A 19,592-nucleotide genomic window follows, 5' to 3' on the forward strand; every position below is an offset into this window, starting at 1 on the left:
ACTTGATTGATCTATTTCTTCTTATCTAACTGCTTTTGCAAACTGTCTTTATGTGTAAACCAACGCCAAGGCTGTAAAGCACCAATGCCCATACCAATCAAACCGCACATCATTGCAAGGCTTATCGGTTCATTTAACAAGGGTACGGCGATTATTGCGGCAATAAAGGGCGCAAGTGTGACGATACTGCCTGTTTTAAAAGCACCTAACCGTTTAATTGCTTCGACATAGGCCAAAGTCGCAATGATCACCACAAAAATACCGTGAAACAACGTTTGCATAACCAAATGTGGTGTGGACACTTGATCTAAATGCTTAGGTAAAAACAACAAATAAATCGGGACATAAACGATCGCCGACCAAATCGCAACACCTGCCATGGCGTGCCATGCGGAAAGTTGCCATTGACGCAGTAATACAGTAAAAGTCCCCCACCAAATTGCACTGATAAAAAACAGTAAATCACCAATACCAAAAGCAACGCCTGTTTCGCTATACATCAAAAAACTCATCACAGAAATCGCAGAGAGCATGATGATTAAACTGATCCATATATGTTTATCAAATGGTTGGCGATAAAGTAACAGACCAGCTAAAGCTGTACACAATGGAATACAACCATTTAAAAAAATGGCAGCATGTGCCGCAGGGACAAAATGAAACGCGCTATATGACGTCAAACAATAGGCAACACCGCCAATCATCGCCAAAATAAAGGGTTGTTTGTTAAATAGAAAAGCCGTGTCTTTTTTATAGATTAAAATCGGCATCAGAATACAAAATGCCAAAGAAAAGCGTAATGCGGTGATATCCCATGGACTGATATGCCAAATTGCATTCAGTCTTGAGGTAATCGTAAAACCTCCCCAAATACACATTGTAATGGCGACATACATGTAGCCTTGAGTACGGGAGGTCATCATGTTGCTTCTCTAATCTTACCAATATAACTTAAATTAAATCATTCACTTTGTTGACGTTGACGGCATGCTTCATATAACGCCATACCAGTAGCCACACTTACATTTAAACTTTGTAAGTTTCCAGCCATTGGGATAAATACGGTTTGATCACATTGCGATTGGGTGATTGGACGCAATCCTGTATCCTCTGCGCCCATTACCACACATACTGGTGTTCCTGTAAAATCAAAGTTCTGAATAGGCAGCGCCTTTTCATCGAGCATAGTACCGACCACACGGACATTATAATTTTCTTTGATTTGTCCAAGCGTACGCGCCAAATTGGTGACTTGAATAAACTTCACCTTTTCAGCACCACCTGCCGCAACTTTACGTGCAGTCGGCGTTAATGTTGCCGCACGGTCACGCGGAACAATCACCGCTTCTACACCCATAGCTGCCGCTGTACGGATACATGCGCCCAGATTATGCGGATCCGTGATATGGTCTAAAGCCAACAATAAAGGTTGCTGGCTTGACTCTAGAAGCTGATCTAAATCTTTTTCATTTAATACAGGATGTGGGCGAACAGCTGCGACCACGCCTTGGTGAAAAGGTTGACCTGCCAACTTTTCCAAGCTGTCACGACTTGCTTTTTGGACACTGATTCCAAAAGGCTCTGCAAGCTGGAGAATGCGCTGTAAACGCTGATCATCACGACCTTTTAAGGTAAATAAGGTTAAAACACGTTCAGGTTCTAACTCCAATAATGACTCCACTGAATGAACGCCATAATAATATTCGGACTTCGCCATGAACAACCTCATTAACAACATGATGATAGAAATGAAAAATCCTGCAAAGCCAACTTTACAGGATTCTATTTGATGCTTTAGTTTAACCGATTTCGCTTAAAAATTCTTTGCCTAATTTAGTGTCTGTTTTAAGCAAAGCTTTTTTCATTAGCCTTCTAAATGGCAAACGTAGTCTAAAACGTCATCCGTTTCAATTTTAAAACGACTATTGCCAGGCACATAGAATGACTGACCTGCGCGGAACAACTCACTTTCTTCACTGTCTGCGATTTTAACGCGACATTCACCAGAAATAATTTCCATACGTTCAGGCACATGTGTTTCAAATGTTAAAGCTTCTTCTGTTGGAAGAATGACCCCTAAAGTCTTTTTGGTTCCGTCTTCAAACTGCACAGTGTGGCTAATACATAAACCGCCAAAATATACATTAGATTTTTTAACTACTGATACATGATCATACTGAGCTGACATGCGTATTCTCCAGATAATGCGCATTTATAAAAATTATGTTCGATGTAGTTTAATGTTGCTCCGCAAACTAATCAATCTATGTTTTTAAGCTTAAGCTATTTCTATTTTTGCTCTGCTTTATCAGTCCGCTTAGATCAAAGCTTAAGCTTCTCTAACAATAAAGACCCAAAACCACAATACACGTCACCAAGAATACCAATCCTGTGGATGCTCAATTTATTCCCTACTTAGACTGAAGAAATGTCTTGTTTCAATATTGGCTGATAAAAGATGCAGATCAATAGATTCAAATGTCTGTTGCATAAAATCAGTCATAAAAAATCTAGATACCTGCTTCATTTTTTATTTAATTCAATAAGATTTATCTATTTTGATGTTTTACTGGCAACTTAAGCAAAGGAAATTACATTTTCATATTAAAATTATTTAGAATGCTTAAAATTACTTCGTATTAGAATACGTTCTGACTTGTGACCACAACAAAACTTCACTATCTTAGAACTTCACCGTTCGCAGCTTGGATGCGTTTATGCTGACACACTTAAATCTGATCAATTTTGCTTTAGCCGATAACCTTGCTATTGATATCGAGCAAGGGTTCAACGTGCTTACAGGTGAAACAGGTGCGGGTAAATCATTATTATTAGATGCGTTGTCAGCCTGTTTAGGAGAGCGTACCGATACCAATTATGTGCGTTATGGCGCTGAAAAAGCAGATATTACCGCCGTTTTTAGCTATCAAGCACAGAGCCCGGAAGCCAATTGGCTCAACACTCATGAATTAGATGATGAATCTGGTGAAATCCATTTAAGACGGGTGATCTTTGCAACAGGACGCAGCAAAGCATGGATCAATGGTCGTCCCAGCAGCCTCGCTGAATTAAAAGAACTTGGCCGCCTTTTGGTGCAACTATACAGCCAACATAGCCAACAACAACTGCTTGAACCGCCCTACCCGAAGCATTGGTTAGATCGGTATAGTAATTTTTATCAGCCAGCCCAAGATGTGCGTGATGCGTACAGCACTTGGCAAAAAAATATTCGTACACATCAAGCAGCGATTGATGCACAAGCCAATCGCCTGCAACGTATTGACACTTTAAAATTACAACTTGAAGAACTCGAAGATGTCATTCGTATTGATTATAAAGAAATCGAACAAGAATTTGATCGTTTAAGTCACCATGAACACATCATGCAAGACTGTGGCTATAGCTTAAATGTTCTTGATGAATCTGAACAAAATATTACCCAAGAAATTTCTTCAATTATTCGACGTTTAGAATCGCATGCTGGACGAAGTGAACTGCTGTCTGAAATTTACAATTCATTGATCAACGCACAAAGTGAAATTGATGACGCAACGGCAAATTTACGTCAGTTTATAGACCGTCAAAGTTTTGATCCTGAACGTATGGATGAGCTAAATACACAACTCGAAGTCTTTCATCGCTTGGCACGTAAATACCGTATTCAGCCCGATGAACTCAAACAGCAATATGAAACATGGCAAAATGAATTAGAGCAACTACATCAACTTGAAGATCCTGAAACCCTCGCTGAGCAAGTTGAACAATCTCATCAAGTGTTTGTAGAGAAAGCACAACATTTAGATCAGATTCGTCGTGATGCTGCTGAACCTTTAGCCAAGCAACTGACTGAGCAAGTCAAACAACTGGCGCTACCAGAAGCACATTTTGAATTTAAATTTGAACCGCTGGAACAAGTTTCTGCTGAAGGTTTAAGCTTTATTCAATTGCTCTTTACTGCCAATAAAGGGATTCCACCTCAACCGCTGGCACGTGTCGCTTCTGGTGGTGAGCTGTCACGTATTGCATTGGTCATGCAAGTGATGAATGCCGAAAAAACTGAAGCAGAAGTTTTAGTGTTTGATGAGATTGATGTCGGAATCAGTGGTGGTACCGCTGAAATTGTCGGGCGCTTATTGGCAGGCTTGGGGCAACACGTTCAAATTTTATGTATTACTCACCAAGCTCAGGTTGCGGCCCAGTCCGATCAACACCTATTGGTGAAAAAGCTGCAAACAGATCCTGCAAGTAGTACCATCGTTGCACTAGAAGAAGAGCAACTTATTTTAGAATTGGCTCGTATGACAGGCGGTATTGAAATTGGTGAAACCACCTTGCAACATGCAAAACAATTAAGACAGCTGAAATTTCAGCCATCTTAATACCTCAATCCTAGTGTATAAAAAAGAATACCCATATAAAAAACCAGTCAGCACGCGACTGGTTTTTTATTCCTATTTTGCAATATAAGCGCTTTTATCTATTCACTCGCCCTATTGTCATCGCTTTTATTAGAGATGCACATTTTTATTTGGACACCATTTTGTTTATATTTTAAACATATTGATGAAAAACTTAGGCTGTTTTTGCAGGCTTTTAAAATATTCACAACCTATTGATATTAATTGTGCTATTTATATAGATATAGATTTTATTTAAACAATTAAAAATATTTAAGCGGATTGAAAAGGAGTTGCATATCGGTGCCAAAACAATATCTTTCTCATCGCTGCTTGATTGCACCACCTGATCTTGCTGATGATTTCTTTGCCAATACAGTAATCTATCTTGCCCGTCATGATGAAGATGGTGCGCAAGGTATTATTATCAATCGACCTTCAGGTATTCAAGTCAAAGAACTTTTGAATGACTTAGAAATTGAAGCAGATAATGTGCATCCACATGAAGTTTTGCAAGGTGGTCCATTGCGTCCTGAAGCGGGTTTTGTGATTCATACAGGACAACCGACCTGGCACTCTTCGATTGCCGTGGGTGAAAATCTGTGTATTACCACCAGCAAAGATATTTTAGATGCGATTGCACACAATGAAGGTGTAGGTCGTTATCAAATTGCATTGGGCTATGCCAGCTGGACTAAAAATCAACTTGAAGATGAAATTACCCGTGGCGATTGGTTGATTTGTGATTCAGATATGGATTTGGTGTTTAATTTGCCTTATACCGACCGTTGGGATGCGGCTTATCGTAAAATAGGGATTGATCGTACTTGGTTATCTTCTGAGATTGGACATGCCTGATTTAAATTCCCCACAACTGATTATTGCATTTGATTTTGGTACACAAAAAACGGGAATGGCTGTAGGCTCCTCCATCATTGAAAGTGCAACACCGCTTGCACTTTTTCCAATGAAAGATGGTATCCCCAATTGGGATGAATTGCTTAAGATCATCAAACAGCATCAACCGAATTTATTTCTGGTTGGCTTACCGTTAAATATGGATGATTCCGAGTCAGAATTATCCACACGCGCACGTAAATTTGCACGACGTTTACGTCATCAAACCAATATTGAAACCCTGATGGTCGATGAGCGCTTAACCACACGTGAAGCACGAGATGAACTCGATCATTACCACGCGCAAGGGCGAGCAAAGAAATTAGCAGCGGATAGTATTGCAGCGGCTTTATTTATTGAAAGTTGGTATCGAAACCCTGAAGGCATTACCCCTTAAACTGAGCATTAAAAATGTCTAAAACCTATGTCATCTATGGTGTAAGCAAAGGCTTGGGGCAAGCTATTTTACACGCAGTACCTCAAACACAAGATCTGGTTTTTGGTATTTCACGTTCTCAGCCACAGTGCGACCTTGCTCATTTCAAATGGATCTCTGCTGATTTATCAAAACCTGAACATGCTCGGGATTTAGTTAAAAATCAAATTCAAAATCATCCTATAGATTATCTGATTTACAATGTCGGAATCTGGGAAACAAAAGCCTTTCAAGCAGATTATGACTTTGAACAATGTACTGACATTGAAATATCAAATTTAATTTATACTAATATTCAATCCTGTATTTTGGCAATTCAATCCTTGATTGAGAATCTTAAATTGTCTCTAAATGCAAAAATTATCTTGATTGGTTCAACCTGGGGACTAGATAATCATAACGGCAAAGAAGTGGTCTTTTCAGCCAGCAAATTTGCCCTCAGAGGCATTGTCCACTCCCTCCGAGAAAGTTTACGCAAAGACCAGATTGGAGTAAGCATATTAAATCTAGGCTACTTGGCCACTGAGTTTGATCTAAATACATCTGTAGAAGATGTTTTACAACAGAGTGGCCATGAGTTAATTCCCTTACAGGATGTTATTCTTGCCATCAAGTTTATCTTATCCACCAGTCAAGCCAGCTGTGTTAAAGAAATTAATATGCCCGCTATGGCAGACTTAAATCTATAAAAAAAACCCATTTTTCAATGGGCTTTAAGATCAAAGTTTAATGATGGATGCTGGTTATTTTTTTACTTTTTCCAAAATATGTACCGTCACGGTACGCCCTGCGACAAAGGCCAATGAATCATGGGGCACTTCATCTAAAATAATTTTCACAGGTACCCGTTGAGCCAAACGTACCCAGCTGAATGTTGGATTTACATTGGCCAATAAGCCTGACGAAGTGGTCCGTTCACGATCTTCAATCCCAGACGCAATCCCTTGGACATGGCCTTTATATTTCAAAGAATCGCCCATGAGTTGTACTGTTGCAGGATCACCTAGATGTATTTTATTGAGTTTGGTTTCTTCAAAATATCCCACAACATAGAGCTGTTTACGATCAAGTAAAGCGGCAACAGCTTGCCCAACTTTGACATAATTCCCTGCACGCAAATCAAAATTTGATAATGTTCCATCTGCTGGTGCAATCACTTCTGAACGTTGCATATTCAATTGCGCCAAATGCACACTACTGGTTGCTGCTTCAATCAAAGCTTTTTGTTGTTTGATATTGGCTTCTGCTTGTTGTACCGCAGCTTGCAATTGTTGATGCTCTGCATGGGACTGATCTCGTGTAGCAAACATCTGATCTTGTTCTTGTTTAGAGATCGCACCATTCATCAGGTCTGCATATCGATGTGCATTTTTATCTGCAAGATTGATATTGGCTTTTGACTTGACAATATTGGCTTTTGCCTCAGCAAGCCCTGCTTCTGCTTCAGCCAGTCCTGACTGGGCTTTTGCAAGATCTGATTTTGCTTGTTCCACGTCTAAAGTTTGGCGTGCTAAATCAATTTTAAAAAGCACCTGCCCTTTTTTCACTGTTTGGTTATCTTGAACCATCACCTCTGTGACTAAGCCAGCAATATCAGAAGACACTTGAATAACATCGCCACGGACACGCCCATCACGTGTCCAAGGTTCTGCATTGTAGTAATTCCAGATATGCAGCGCACAAAATATCGCAATAATCACCGCGATACCCAATGATATCGGCCGGATTGCCTTACGTATGTCAAACGTATTCATTTCAATTTTCCAATCATTAAACTTAAAAGTAAATCAGCTCTATTGCAGCGGTTAAGTCGTCACCTGAATAAATACCCAATGAATCGACCACAATAAAATCAAATAGATACAGATGTTAAAAATCCCAGGCAATGCAATCCATTCTTTTTCAACCAAGCGATCTGTACCAATACACACCACTTTCCAGATGATGAATGCCAGAATTGCTTGAATTAAAAATATTGGGACATAAACACCATAAATGTTGAGCTCACCCATATTTATGCTCCCACTAGAACAGTTGAAGGTTGTGCATCAACCAGATGAATATGACAAATACTATTGCGAATATTATTCACAGAAATTTCTATACGCTGTCGGATATCCTGATCACCTACCGCTTGCGCATCTTGCAAGACTTGATCAAATTGCTGGATCAATGTTTGTCGTAAGTTATCATCAGGCTGAGTTACTGCTTTTTCGCTTAACCACTGGTTAAGTAGGCCTTGTAATTTAACAATTGCGCCAGTTGTTGTAGATTCAGGCGATAATTTTTGGACCAACTCCTGCAAGCGAGTTAGATCAATAGCAGCACTCGACTCAATTAAAGCATTGTTAATTTCGATTTTGAGCTGTTCTGACTGAATCAATTTGGTATTTAACACGCCAATACGATCAAACATACTGCGTAAATGAATTCTAAAGCCCGTTCCATAAGACATCGCAATACTTTCCCGCATAGCTTTATAGTGTAAAGCCAACATCCGTTTTACTGTCATTTCAGGGGACATTGAACGTACCATTTGCATAATACAAACCGTGATAATCGGCCCAATCACGGTTGCAATCGAAGCATCAAAAAAGGTGATCTGATCCATCAAATAACGGTTTTGCAGATTTAACCCCATAATCGTACTCATAATCAGTGGTAAACCCAGTGCATGCAAAGGCGGATGTAAATACAACATCACACAGAACATAATAAAGGGGGCTAATACAACGGCTAACTCCCAAAATGCGGTGATATGCGGAAAAATCCCATATGCATAAATAAAAACCAAAATAGCAGCATAAATACTGGAGCGGATAAATATTTTTAGCGCAGGTACAGGGTCATCTAAAAAGGTCAAAATACATGCTGTAATTGCGGCCATTTCTGCCACCATAAAGCCCATTTTCCAGCCACTTAAAATCCAAAATGCACAGGCAATGTTGGTGGTTAAAAATGCCGATATCCCGCCACGTACCGCAACGCCATAATCACGATGTAAACTGGGATAGGTTGTGGTTAAAGGTACAATGGATTCAGGTAAGCTATGATTACCTTGCTGCATGCATTGCCAAATAAACTTCACTGCACGAACATTTTGAATAAAATGGCGAATATCCATTTTTAGACTGCCCAAAATCACCTGTTGTTTAGCAGTTGCATGTTCAGTGATGGTTTGAAATTCTTGGTCAAAATGTTCAGGTAAGTGCTTAAGCTCATCTTCAAGAATGGCATTCTCACCTTCTAAAAAATCATCAATCTTTTGATGAAACTCAAGCAGATACGGACGATAAGTTAAATCAATTTGATCCAGTTGCTTGATCCGTTCTGACATTGCGACCAAGTTAGCCACTAACATCGTCACTTGATGTAACAACTCTTGGAGTGGTTTGGTCATGCCCTTAAATTTTGAAGTTTCATAACTTAAATGCACAGCCATACTATGAATATCTGTTGTATCACGCGTGATATTGGTCAATAGCTGAGTATAATTATCTGTATGTGCCGGATCAGACAAAATTGAGTCAAAAGCCTGTTTGGTGTCTTGCATGGTTTTAGTGACACGGAGTTCGACCACAGGCCCAATATGCATAGGAAATATAGTGGCAGAGACCACAGCACTACACACAACACCCAACGAGATTTCTAAGAATCGACCCACAGCCATGTCGAAAATCGAAACTGTCTCGATATAATAAATTGAGTTAAAACAAATAATCACCGCGGTATAACCCGCTAACATCACCACATAACTGCGTGGTGATCGGTCGATTAAAGACAGATATAGACAGATCCCCACCCAAGTTGCCAGTACAAAGGTAAATAACCAAGGGGTATTAACCAAATGAGGCATCACTGCAATAGCAAAAATTGCTCCGATCAAGGTTCCTAAAATTCGATAGATACTTTTTGATGCCATCATGCCCGAATAAGGATTGGCAATCACAAAGACTGTACCGATCGCCCAAATCGGGTAGCTCAGGTTGAGTTCAAATGCAATATAAAGTGCCAGCATTCCTGCAATGAAAGTTTTGCTCGCAAAAATCCAATCGAGTTTATTGGGTCTAAAAGCCAATAAGGGTTTGATCAGTAACATGCAAGCAACTCACTATAAATTCAATTTCATTGATTTTCTCTGTCATCTCTAGCTCTCTAAGATCTAGGAAGCTGATATTCACCACTTTTATGAGGCTTTGTTGTACACATCACATTTTCTTTTCTTAGCGACCAAAAAACCGCACTGCTTAGTCAAATAAACAGTGTGGTTTAAAAAAAAGATGTGAATAGAAGAACAAATTTAGGCATTTGCTCAAATACAACGATTGAGTAGAGAAGGACTCAATTTATGATAAAAATTTATACTTCTAGAAAAGTATAAATTCACCATTGGATATTCATATCAGCAATAATCTCAAAAAAAACACAAATAATCAATAAAAATATCTCATTTTGATAATACAACCAAATATATTTTACTTTGATGTGCAAATGTAGTGCTTTTTCTCAAAATAACTACTAAAGTTAAAAATGTAGAATCATTTGCATTTACAATGCAAATTCCACTGTTTTTTCTTGAACAATTTGTTATAAAGTAACATTCATTATTATTTTTTTTGATTCTCACTAATTGAGTAGGTCATCAATGGCACTTTCCAGTTTTGGCAAAATTCTCACCGTATTGGATTTATTTTCGGTGTCTCGCCCAGTAATTAATGTCGATGTGATTTGTGAAGAGCTTGGTTTATCTAAACCGACCAGCTATCGCTATTTAAAAGAATTAGTTTCGGCTGATATTTTGCAACGCTTAAATGGAACTTCAGGCGATTACACCCTTGGTCCTAAAATTGCTGTGATGGACTATATTTCTAGAACCACCGATCCATTGGTTCAAATCAGCAAACCATTTATGCAAGAAATTTCAGAACGTACAGAGCTTTGCTGTTTACTGACACATTTAAATGATGACTATTGTATTGATGTTCATCATGAGGTGTATCGTGATGAAACTTTACTTTCTTATGGTCGTGGTTGCCCTCGCCCCGTATTTATGGGCTCGTCACCTAAAGTGATCATGGCGCATTTATCTAAACAGAAAATTCATGAATATTACCTTCGCTTTGCAACACAATTAACTGAAGTTGGTTTTGCTGAAAATGAAGAAACCTTTGTTAATAAAATGAAAAAAATTAAAAAACAAGGTTATTATTTTTCACAAGGCGAACTTGATCCAAATGTTTCTGGCTTATCTATCCCAGTGAAGTTTTCAAGTAAAGAAGCGCCTTTAGCATTGACCGTACTTGCTTCAAAAAATCGTTTTGAATACGTCAACACCCCAAAACTAATTGAGACCTTGCAAGAGTCTGCTGCACAGATTGAAAAACGCTATCAAGCACTCTCTGCCAATGACCAATTATCTGAATTTCACCCATAAGCGCAATTATCTTGATAATTTAATATTTTGTAATGTTTTTATCTCTTGATAATGTTTTTATATTCTCATAATATGATTATGTTCTTCAGTAATCCATGATTTTTTGGACATTGTTTTTACGAAGACAATTCCTCCTCAGAGTAAGGAAGCCTATGTGTTTAAACATAGGCTTTTTTATGTACAAAATTTTTTATCCATTAAGTTCACTTTTAAGCCATTAAAAAAATAATTAGAGTAATTGGCGAATCATTTTCATTGAGGAATAATCTAAAGCAGCCAATAACAATGATGCATAATTTTAATTAAGGAATGTTATGAATATCCTCATCGTCCATGCACACCCCGAACCCCTTTCATTTACAACCGCAATGAAAGATCATGCTGTTGAGGTCTTGGAAAAATTAGGACATCAAGTTGAGGTTTCAGACTTGTATGCCATGAATTTTAATCCAATCGCATCACGAGAAGATTTCTTAGAACTAAGTCATCCTGAATATATGAATTATGCTTTGGAACAGCGCCATGCTTGTAAAAATAAGCAGATTGCCGCAGACATTCAGATTGAAATTGAAAAAGTACAAAAAGCAGATTTAGTGATTTTAAGTTTCCCCATGTATTGGACATCTGTACCTGCCATCTTAAAAGGCTGGATTGATCGCGTATTCGTTTCGGGTATTTTCTATGGTGGTAAACGTTTTTATAACTACGGCGGCATGGTGGGGAAAAAAGCCTTGTTAAGTTTTACCTTGGGTGGCCGTGAACATATGTTTGGTGATCATGCGATTCATGGTTCAATTGAAGATTTATTACTGCCGATTCAACGTGGAACTTTAGCTTATGCAGGCTTTGACGTGCTGCCACCATTTACCGCTTACCATGTCCCTTATATTTCTAATGAAGCACGCCAACAAATCCTGCTTGATTATCAACAATATTTACATAACTTAGAAAATTTACCTGCATTAGACTTTCCTAAACTTGAACAATTTGATGACAAGCTTTATCCACTTGGATAAAAGTAACGAAAGGTCAAATTTACACGAGGCGCTAAAATTCGTGTGGATTTGGCTAAGCTATGTTTCCAATAACGTTGGGTCTGCCCTTGCATCACAATCAATTGACCACTGTGTAAAAGTAAATCTACTTTCTTAGGTTTCCACTTGTGCTTAAAACTGAATTTTCGAGTAGCGCCTAGACTCAATGAAGCAATCACCACATTGTGGTTGGGCGCTTCCAATGATGGCTCATCATCACTATGCCAACCCACGCCTTGTGAGCCATTTTCATATAAATTTGCCAGACATGAATTATAAGTTTGCCCTGTGAGTTGCTCGATATGCTGTTTGAGTCGATATAAAGCAGGATTCCAGATATGGGCTTGTTTTGCCATACCTGAATAATGATATTGGTAATCATCATCGCCATACCACACCACTTTGCGCTCAGTTTTATAATATTGACCATGCAAATAAACTTCATCATGTTGCCAAGCCAAATGCTGTAGGAAATAATTTAAATATTTTTGACTTTGTTCATGATCCAAAATTAAGCCAAAGTCTTTTACTACCCCATCATAAGGCAGTAAATTATCTTGTGCTTCAGGTTCAAATAAATCTAAATTCATTGTCTAAAATGAGCTACGGGTTCATCCAACAATGAATCAATATTTAACATGAAACAAGTCATTTTTGATCAAAATTGAACAACTTTAATATGAAGAATAGCAGGTCATATCATGGGTAAATATTCAAATTAACTCAGCAAGTTGAAGAATTTAAATAGGATTTTGATCGTGAAGATTTGGACTAGTGTAAGACATTATTAAAATCTTTCACAATTCAAAACATAGCAATCACTTGTAGCAAAGTTTATTCAGCTTTAGACTAAAACCAAGCTGATAAAAAGCAAAAACCTATGAATTTATGGCAATTATTTCAAAAATTACGCCCCTTTGTACGTCCCTACCGCTGGCTTGTCATCGTTACCTTAGTGTTAACGTTGATTGGCTCACTCACCGCTCAGGTCAATGCTCTTACACTTAAATATGCTGTAGACAGCATTAACCAACTGATCCAAGCAGGACAAGGCCTAGCGGATGGATGGCACATTATCATTACCATTACAGTGGTTTTATTGGCCAAAGAAGTTATCAATGCAATTGTTCAATTTGGGCAAAAATCATTTGGTGAAAAACTCAGAATTTTAATTTCACAGGACCTATCTCAGGGCATTATCGAAAAATTTATTACCTATCGATTGGCCTTTTTCGATCAGAAAAATAATCAAGCAGGAAAATTACAAACCCGTATCGACCGGGGAGTTAGCTCACTCACCCGACTGGTACAAATCTTTTTTATTGATATTTTACCGTTATTTACCAGCGCAATTATTGCTTTAGCCCTAATGTATTATGCCAATTTTTGGGTGGGTGTGGTCGCAACAATCATTGTACCAATTTACTTTTGGCTGACCTTTAAACAATCACAAAAGCTTTCTGGCAAACGTCGAGCCTTGCGCGATAACATGGAAAAGAAGAATCAAGGTATTTTGAGTATTATTAACTCAATTACAGTGATTAAATCTTTTAATAAAGAGGCTGTTGAATCCACTAAGCAACTGAACTTACAAAAGTCACTGACTGAAAATCAGATGCAAACTCGACAAACCAGCTATATCTTTGATGGTTTAAAAACCTTTATCGAACAAGTTGGTGTAGTCCTGATCATTATTTTAACTGCTTACTTTGTTTTAGATGGACAAATGAGTATAGGGATGATCATGTACCATGTATTGTTGTTCAATAACGTGTCTGCACCAATCCGCTCTTTGCACCGTATTTATGATGAAATTAACTCGGCAATGATCTATTCAGAAAGCTTCTTTGGCATCTTAGAAGCAGATCATGAAATCGAAGCCAGTGGCTTAATGAAACCTCAAATTCATGGCAAATTTGAATTGGAAAATGTTGATTTTATCTATCCGAATGGTCATCAAGCCTTACATCGGATTAACATGACTATTCAACCCAATAAAATCACAGCTTTAGTCGGCTTATCAGGTGCGGGAAAATCAACCTTAATCAGCCTATTGGATAAATTTTACGCCCCGAATTCAGGCTGTATCAAACTCGATGGGATTGATTTAGAGCAACTCGATACACACTATTTAAGAGAACATATTGGCTTGGTATTGCAAAAAAACCATATTTTCCAAGGCTCAATTTTAGAAAATATTCGTTATGGTAAGCCCCATGCAAGCAATGAAGAAGTCATCGCAGCTGCAAAAAAAGCCTCGATTCATGAGCAGATTTTAAAATTACCGCATGCCTATGAAGCAGATGCCTTGCTATTGTCTGGCGGACAACAACAGCGTATCGCACTTGCTCGAATGTTCCTTAAAAACCCGCCTATTATCTTTTTAGATGAGCCCACAGCGAGTTTAGATGCCATCGCTTCAGAGCAAATCAAACAAAGCTTAGATGAGATTAAACAAGGTCGAACTGTGATTATGATCTCGCATAGCCTTTCACAAATTATTGATGCCGATTACACCTATGTGATGAAAGAAGGACAAATCGTTGAGCATGGTGAACATCATGATCTTTATCATCAAGATGGTGCTTATAAGGAAATTTTTGATGCGATGGCTAAAAGCTTAAATATCGAAAAAATTGCACGAACTTTTGAAGATGATGGCGAGGAGGAAACCCATAGCTAAAGTCTAGTTAGTGCTTTGTATAAACCTACAGAAGCTCATACTGATTAAATTGATTTCTGCACCATTGGATCATTCAAGATATGCCTATCTGCTAACGAGATAAATTATCTTTTATGAACTATTCCCACATACAAATAAAAAGCCACTCTATGTTCTAGAATGGCTTTTTTCTTTTTAGGCTAATGAATTTAGAGGCCTATCATTTCCATTTTACGGCTTGGACTTCAACCTTTTTAGGATTGTCCGTTTCAGCACTACTGCAACCACAACCGCCACCGCATCCACTCACCATCGCAGGCTGAATCCATTTGGCTAAACGATTCCAACCTTGCGACTGACAAAATTGAGCCAGTTTAGAAAACACCGAATACGCTGACTTTGGAAAGACTTTCTTAAATACAAAAATTGCACTCCAAATCACCAATACCGCAATAATCAATAATTCAATCATCTCTAGCTCCTTTGCTTCAAGATTCTGGCTTATAGACCAAAATAACCTGACGCAATTTGATAAGTGAGGAAAGCCATTAAATAAGCCAAACCAAATAGATAAACTGTCATACCAGCAACAGTTTTCCAAGAACCTGTTTCACGTTTTACCGTAGCCAATGTCGCTAAACAATGCGGTGCATAGATAAACCACACCAACAACGATAAACCTGTTGCAACTGACCAGCTTAAATCACCCTGACTGATCAGATGTGATAAACCTTGAGCAACTGCATCATCATCCGCTGCGGATAACGCATAAACCGTACCCAATGCTGCAACCACAACTTCACGTGCTGCCATCGCTGGAATTAAAGCAATACAGATTTGCCAATTAAATCCAAGCGGTTCAAAGATTGGGTGCATCACATGCCCCAGCATCCCGGCAAAAGAGTAGTCAATATCGGGTAAAGTTGCACCCTCTGGCGGTTGAGGGAATGTACATAAGAACCATAATAAAATCGATAAAGCGAAGATAATGCCACCGACACGCTTTAAGAAGATCTTGGCACGGTCTAACAAACCAATCCATACACTTTTTATATCTGGGATACGGTAGCTTGGTAATTCCATCAATAAAGCATGTTGTGATTTATCTTTCTGGAAAAATTTCAGCACGGTCGCAACAATGAGTGCGCTCACAATTCCCGCCATGTATAAACCGAAGAGCACTAAACCTTGTAGATTAAGGAAACCCCAAACCATTTTCGCTGGAATAAATGCAGCAATCAGTAAAGCATAAACTGGCAAACGCGCTGAACATGTCATCAATGGCGCAACCAATATTGTCACCAAACGATCTCGCGGATCACTGATACTTCGAGTCGCCATGATCCCAGGTACAGCACAGGCAAAACTGGATAACAGTGGGATAAACGCCCGACCACTTAAGCCTGCTTTAAACATCAATTTATCAAGTAGAAATGCCGCACGCGGTAGATAGCCTGACTCTTCTAAAACCAAAATAAAGAAGAACAGAATCAGAATCTGTGGCAAGAACACCACTACACTACCTGCACCTGCAATAATCCCATCGACCACCAAGCTGTGAAGTAGTGGCTGGGTAATAAACTGCCCAATCCAGCCACCAAACCAGCCAAAAAATTCTTCAATACCATCCATAAATGGCGCTGCCCAAGCGAATACAGCTTGGAAAACAATAAACATCATCAGCGCAAGGCTAAGAAGTCCTAAAACGGGGTGTAAAAAAATCTTATCGAGAAAATCAGTACGTTTATCTTCATGATCTAAAAAAACCACCACATCTTTTAAGATTTGGTCAATTTTTTCATGATTGGAACCTGAAAGCTTAACATCACTCAGTTCTGCACTTGGTGTGTGGAATTTTTCATTTTCCAAAGCACCCATCAAGTTTTCAATCCCTGCATTACGCACAGCAACCGTTTCCACCACAGGAATACCTAAACGCTGTGATAATTTTTGGGTATTGATCTGCATCCCACGACGACGCGCTTCATCCATCATGTTTAATACAAGCAGAATCGGTTTGCCTTGTTCAATGACTTCAAGGACAAGTCCCAAATGTAATTTTAAGTTGGTTGCATCCACCACACATAAAAATGCCTGTTGATCTTGTTCACCGGCAATTTTCCCTAAAACGACATCACGGGTAATGGCTTCATCAGGACTGGCTGCATCGAGGCTATATGTTCCAGGCAAATCTAGAACACGCACCGCACGACCAGAAGGTAAATTAAATGTACCCACTTTACGTTCAACAGTCACCCCAGCATAGTTGGCAACTTTTTGACGTGTACCGGTTAAATGGTTGAAAAGTGAAGTTTTACCGCAGTTAGGATTTCCCACTAAAGCAATACGTAAAGTTTCGCTCATGCGGAAGCTCCTTCTAATGCCTGATGTATTTCAATTTTCTCGGCTTCGATCTTGCGCAACGCAAATCGAGTAAAACCAATTTGAATGAGAATAGGATCACCACCAAAAACACCTTTTGTGATCACTTGTACACGTGTGCCAGGCACAAAACCTAGAGTTTCTAAACGACTCGCCACTAAATCTGGCTGATTGACATTATCTTGTGAGGTACGATTGACCTTTGCGATAATGGCAGTTTGCTTTACTTTCAAGTCTGACAAACGCACAGCAATTAACCCTAAAATTTACACGATAGACAGACTATTATACATACAAATGAGAATAATTACCAAGTAAGGTTTGATTACAATTCTCATTCAAATACGATATTCGACTTATGTTTTCTTTTAGTCTACATTCCATCAACAAATAAGTTTTAAACACCACCGAAGACCATGCTAAATAAGAAACCACGTATTCCTGCTGCTGTTGCCATTCCTGAAAATCTAGGCTTTTTACAGGGATTCCGTGACTATTTAATTGCGCAAACGGTCAGTCCGCATACAAGAAACGCCTATTTATCTGACTTAATTCAATGTAGTGAATGTGTAAATTCTTACCTTCCGAATTGGACACATGAAGACATTTCCGATGTACTTATTCAACTCACTAAACAAGGCAAAAGCCCTCGGTCAATTGCCCGTTCACTTTCTGCTTTACGTTCGTTTTTTAAGTTTTTACGTGAACAAAAGATTCGTTTAGATAATCCTGTCGCGACCCATAAAACCCCAAAACTCGGACGAGCATTGCCTAAAGATTTATCGGAGCAGGACGTTGAAGCACTGATCCAAGCACCAGAGGTCACAACAGCGTTAGGTTTGCGTGATCGCGCCATGTTTGAAGTGCTTTATGCTTGTGGTTTACGTGTTTCTGAGCTTCTCAATTTAAGATTAGATTTGATCAATTTAAAACAAGGCTATTTAAGAATCACAGGTAAAGGTAATAAAGAACGTTTGGTGCCTTTGGGGGGCATGGCATGTGAATGGGTGGAAAAATATTTAACTGAATCTCGCCCACAACTGTATAAATCCGCTACCGATTATCTATTTCTAACCCAACATGGCGGCATCATGAGTCGTCAAAACTTTTGGTATGCCATCAAACGTTATGCCTTACAAGCTGGGATTCAAGCAGAGCTATCACCACATACCTTACGCCATGCTTTTGCAACGCATCTTTTAAATCATGGTGCTGACTTACGCGTTGTGCAAATGCTTTTGGGGCATAGTGATTTATCGACCACACAAATTTACACCCATGTCGCACAAATCCGTATGCAACAGCTGCATGAAAAATATCATCCACGCGCTTGATGGCTGAGCATGACGTGTATATCGGCAATTTACATCCCTTAATCAAGTTTTAAAGTACACTATTAAAAATTTTGTTATGCTAATTCCCTCAAATCATGCTGAAGAAACATAAAGAGTTATTTATGCAATTGAATCGTTCAAAATTGATGTTGGCTTGTCTTATTGCAAGCACGATGGCAGTGAGTGCTTGTTCAAAAAATCCAGACTCAAAAAAAGATGACACTTTAACTGCGACAGCACCTGCAACAGGTGAGGCATCGAATTTAACTGAGCGTGATGCAAAACAACGTCTAATTCAAACATTACAAGCCAATTTCAAAAAGGCTGGCGTTCAAGCCAAAATTTTAGATGCTAAACCGACTGAAATGCCCAATCTTTATTGGATCAGCATGGAAGGCATGAGCTCAGTCTATGCAACATCTGATGGTAAATTCCTGATCCAAGGTGATGTAATCCGTTTAGGTGGCGATAAACTCAGTAGCATTGGTGACAAAATACAAGCTGCAGAAAACAAGAAATATCTTGCTGAGTTAAATATTAAGGATCTGTTGGTTTACCCTGCGCAAGGTAAGGTTAAACATGTAATCTATGTATTTACTGATGCAAGCTGCCCTTATTGCCATAAACTTCATGAACATATCAGTGAAATCACGGCTAAAGGTATTGAAATACGTTATATCGCATGGCCACGTGGTGAACAATTTATACCGACGATGGAAAGTATCTGGTGTAGTGCAGACCGTAGTGCTGCATTTAATCAAGCCATTGCTGGTACTGCGCTTCCACCTGCAAGTTGTAAAAATCCAGTTCGTGACCTGTATGCTTTAGGTCTAAAAATGGGTGTAAATGGTACCCCTGCGATCTACAATGCAGAGGGTGAATATCTGGGCGGTTATATGACTGCTGACGAAATTGAAAGCCGTTTAAATAAATAATTTTTATCAGTAAATTTACTATTATTTATAGCTCAATATAAAGATGCGTCAGGCTCTAGAGTCTGGCGCATTTTTTAGCTA

Annotated in this window: 19 protein-coding genes; 9 read left to right on the forward strand and 10 right to left on the reverse strand. The window is 38.8% G+C overall.

All coding sequences use genetic code 11. The features are described from left to right. Nucleotides 1-11: 11 nt before the first annotated feature. From FY049_RS12890 to ppnP, 3 genes are all read right to left on the reverse strand, one after another. Nucleotides 12-923: a DMT family transporter gene (locus FY049_RS12890; RefSeq protein WP_056516606.1), complete on the reverse strand. Its 912-nt coding sequence runs from the start codon at nucleotides 921-923 to the stop codon at nucleotides 12-14. A gap of 38 nt (nucleotides 924-961) precedes the next feature. Further along, nucleotides 962-1,717: a 23S rRNA (guanosine(2251)-2'-O)-methyltransferase RlmB gene (gene rlmB, locus FY049_RS12895; RefSeq protein WP_224964605.1), complete on the reverse strand. Its 756-nt coding sequence runs from the start codon at nucleotides 1,715-1,717 to the stop codon at nucleotides 962-964. Between the two features lie 147 nt (nucleotides 1,718-1,864). Further along, entirely contained in the window at nucleotides 1,865-2,188 is a 324-nt protein-coding gene (gene ppnP, locus FY049_RS12900) for a pyrimidine/purine nucleoside phosphorylase (protein WP_004718357.1), read from the reverse strand. 529 nt (nucleotides 2,189-2,717) lie between these two features. Between ppnP and recN the strand changes: the two genes are divergently transcribed. The 4 genes from recN to FY049_RS12920 all read left to right on the forward strand — a co-directional run bounded on the left by recN (nucleotide 2,718) and on the right by FY049_RS12920 (nucleotide 6,419). Further along, the gene (recN, locus tag FY049_RS12905; protein WP_224964604.1) at nucleotides 2,718-4,379 is read left to right on the forward strand and encodes a DNA repair protein RecN; all 1,662 of its coding nucleotides are present in this window, start codon (nucleotides 2,718-2,720) and stop codon (nucleotides 4,377-4,379) included. A 321-nt stretch (nucleotides 4,380-4,700) separates the two neighbouring features. Then, entirely contained in the window at nucleotides 4,701-5,255 is a 555-nt protein-coding gene (locus FY049_RS12910; RefSeq protein ID WP_004718361.1) for a YqgE/AlgH family protein, read from the forward strand. Continuing rightward, complete coding sequence (gene ruvX / locus FY049_RS12915) at nucleotides 5,248-5,691, forward strand: Holliday junction resolvase RuvX (protein WP_004818593.1); 444 nt, start codon at nucleotides 5,248-5,250, stop codon at nucleotides 5,689-5,691. Before FY049_RS12910 ends, ruvX begins: the two co-directional genes overlap by 8 nt. Before the next feature lie 14 nt (nucleotides 5,692-5,705). After that, on the forward strand, nucleotides 5,706-6,419 hold the full coding sequence (locus tag FY049_RS12920) for an SDR family NAD(P)-dependent oxidoreductase (RefSeq protein WP_446083805.1): 714 nt from the start codon (nucleotides 5,706-5,708) through the stop codon (nucleotides 6,417-6,419). Between the two features lie 54 nt (nucleotides 6,420-6,473). Here the strand turns inward: FY049_RS12920 and FY049_RS12925 are convergent, their stop codons facing one another. The 3 genes from FY049_RS12925 to FY049_RS12935 are packed head-to-tail and all read right to left on the reverse strand — an operon-like array spanning nucleotide 6,474 to nucleotide 9,829. After that, entirely contained in the window at nucleotides 6,474-7,484 is a 1,011-nt protein-coding gene (locus FY049_RS12925; RefSeq protein WP_446083806.1) for an HlyD family secretion protein, read from the reverse strand. A gap of 51 nt (nucleotides 7,485-7,535) precedes the next feature. Further along, nucleotides 7,536-7,742 carry a DUF1656 domain-containing protein gene (locus FY049_RS12930; RefSeq protein WP_004718368.1) on the reverse strand — a complete coding sequence of 69 codons (207 nt, stop codon included), beginning with the start codon at nucleotides 7,740-7,742 and terminating at the stop codon, nucleotides 7,536-7,538. Between the two features lie 2 nt (nucleotides 7,743-7,744). Further along, on the reverse strand, nucleotides 7,745-9,829 hold the full coding sequence (locus FY049_RS12935) for an FUSC family protein (RefSeq protein WP_446083807.1): 2,085 nt from the start codon (nucleotides 9,827-9,829) through the stop codon (nucleotides 7,745-7,747). A gap of 546 nt (nucleotides 9,830-10,375) precedes the next feature. Between FY049_RS12935 and FY049_RS12940 the strand changes: the two genes are divergently transcribed. Together FY049_RS12940 and FY049_RS12945 are read left to right on the forward strand one after the other, a co-directional pair. Continuing rightward, nucleotides 10,376-11,164: an IclR family transcriptional regulator gene (locus FY049_RS12940; protein ID WP_004818582.1), complete on the forward strand. Its 789-nt coding sequence runs from the start codon at nucleotides 10,376-10,378 to the stop codon at nucleotides 11,162-11,164. Between the two features lie 314 nt (nucleotides 11,165-11,478). Further along, nucleotides 11,479-12,180 (forward strand): NAD(P)H-dependent oxidoreductase, encoded by a 702-nt coding sequence (locus FY049_RS12945; RefSeq protein ID WP_446083808.1) that lies wholly within the window; start codon nucleotides 11,479-11,481, stop codon nucleotides 12,178-12,180. On the opposite strand, the gene FY049_RS12950 is transcribed toward FY049_RS12945, so the two are convergent. Then, nucleotides 12,165-12,788 carry an alpha-ketoglutarate-dependent dioxygenase AlkB family protein gene (locus tag FY049_RS12950; RefSeq protein ID WP_446083809.1) on the reverse strand — a complete coding sequence of 208 codons (624 nt, stop codon included), beginning with the start codon at nucleotides 12,786-12,788 and terminating at the stop codon, nucleotides 12,165-12,167. The genes FY049_RS12945 and FY049_RS12950 overlap by 16 nt on opposite strands. Nucleotides 12,789-13,078: 290 nt before the next feature. Here FY049_RS12950 and FY049_RS12955 point away from each other — a divergent pair, with 290 nt between their 5' ends. Further along, nucleotides 13,079-14,881: an ABC transporter ATP-binding protein gene (locus tag FY049_RS12955; protein WP_419338245.1), complete on the forward strand. Its 1,803-nt coding sequence runs from the start codon at nucleotides 13,079-13,081 to the stop codon at nucleotides 14,879-14,881. Between the two features lie 199 nt (nucleotides 14,882-15,080). Here the strand turns inward: FY049_RS12955 and FY049_RS12960 are convergent, their stop codons facing one another. The 3 genes from FY049_RS12960 to FY049_RS12970 are packed head-to-tail and all read right to left on the reverse strand — an operon-like array spanning nucleotide 15,081 to nucleotide 17,490. Further along, on the reverse strand, nucleotides 15,081-15,332 hold the full coding sequence (locus FY049_RS12960) for a DUF6587 family protein (protein WP_004718378.1): 252 nt from the start codon (nucleotides 15,330-15,332) through the stop codon (nucleotides 15,081-15,083). 29 nt (nucleotides 15,333-15,361) lie between these two features. Next, nucleotides 15,362-17,224 (reverse strand): ferrous iron transport protein B, encoded by a 1,863-nt coding sequence (feoB, locus tag FY049_RS12965; protein WP_004718379.1) that lies wholly within the window; start codon nucleotides 17,222-17,224, stop codon nucleotides 15,362-15,364. Continuing rightward, nucleotides 17,221-17,490 (reverse strand): FeoA family protein, encoded by a 270-nt coding sequence (locus tag FY049_RS12970; RefSeq protein WP_004718380.1) that lies wholly within the window; start codon nucleotides 17,488-17,490, stop codon nucleotides 17,221-17,223. The genes feoB and FY049_RS12970 overlap by 4 nt, the downstream gene beginning before the upstream one ends. 168 nt (nucleotides 17,491-17,658) lie before the next feature. On the opposite strand from FY049_RS12970, the gene xerD reads away from it, so the two are divergent. Next, nucleotides 17,659-18,576: a site-specific tyrosine recombinase XerD gene (gene xerD / locus FY049_RS12975; RefSeq protein ID WP_056516585.1), complete on the forward strand. Its 918-nt coding sequence runs from the start codon at nucleotides 17,659-17,661 to the stop codon at nucleotides 18,574-18,576. Between the two features lie 122 nt (nucleotides 18,577-18,698). Next, on the forward strand, nucleotides 18,699-19,511 hold the full coding sequence (locus FY049_RS12980; protein WP_056516582.1) for a thioredoxin fold domain-containing protein: 813 nt from the start codon (nucleotides 18,699-18,701) through the stop codon (nucleotides 19,509-19,511). The last annotated feature ends 81 nt before the right edge of the window (nucleotides 19,512-19,592 follow it).

The organism is Acinetobacter sp. 1125_18A (assembly GCF_052824985.1).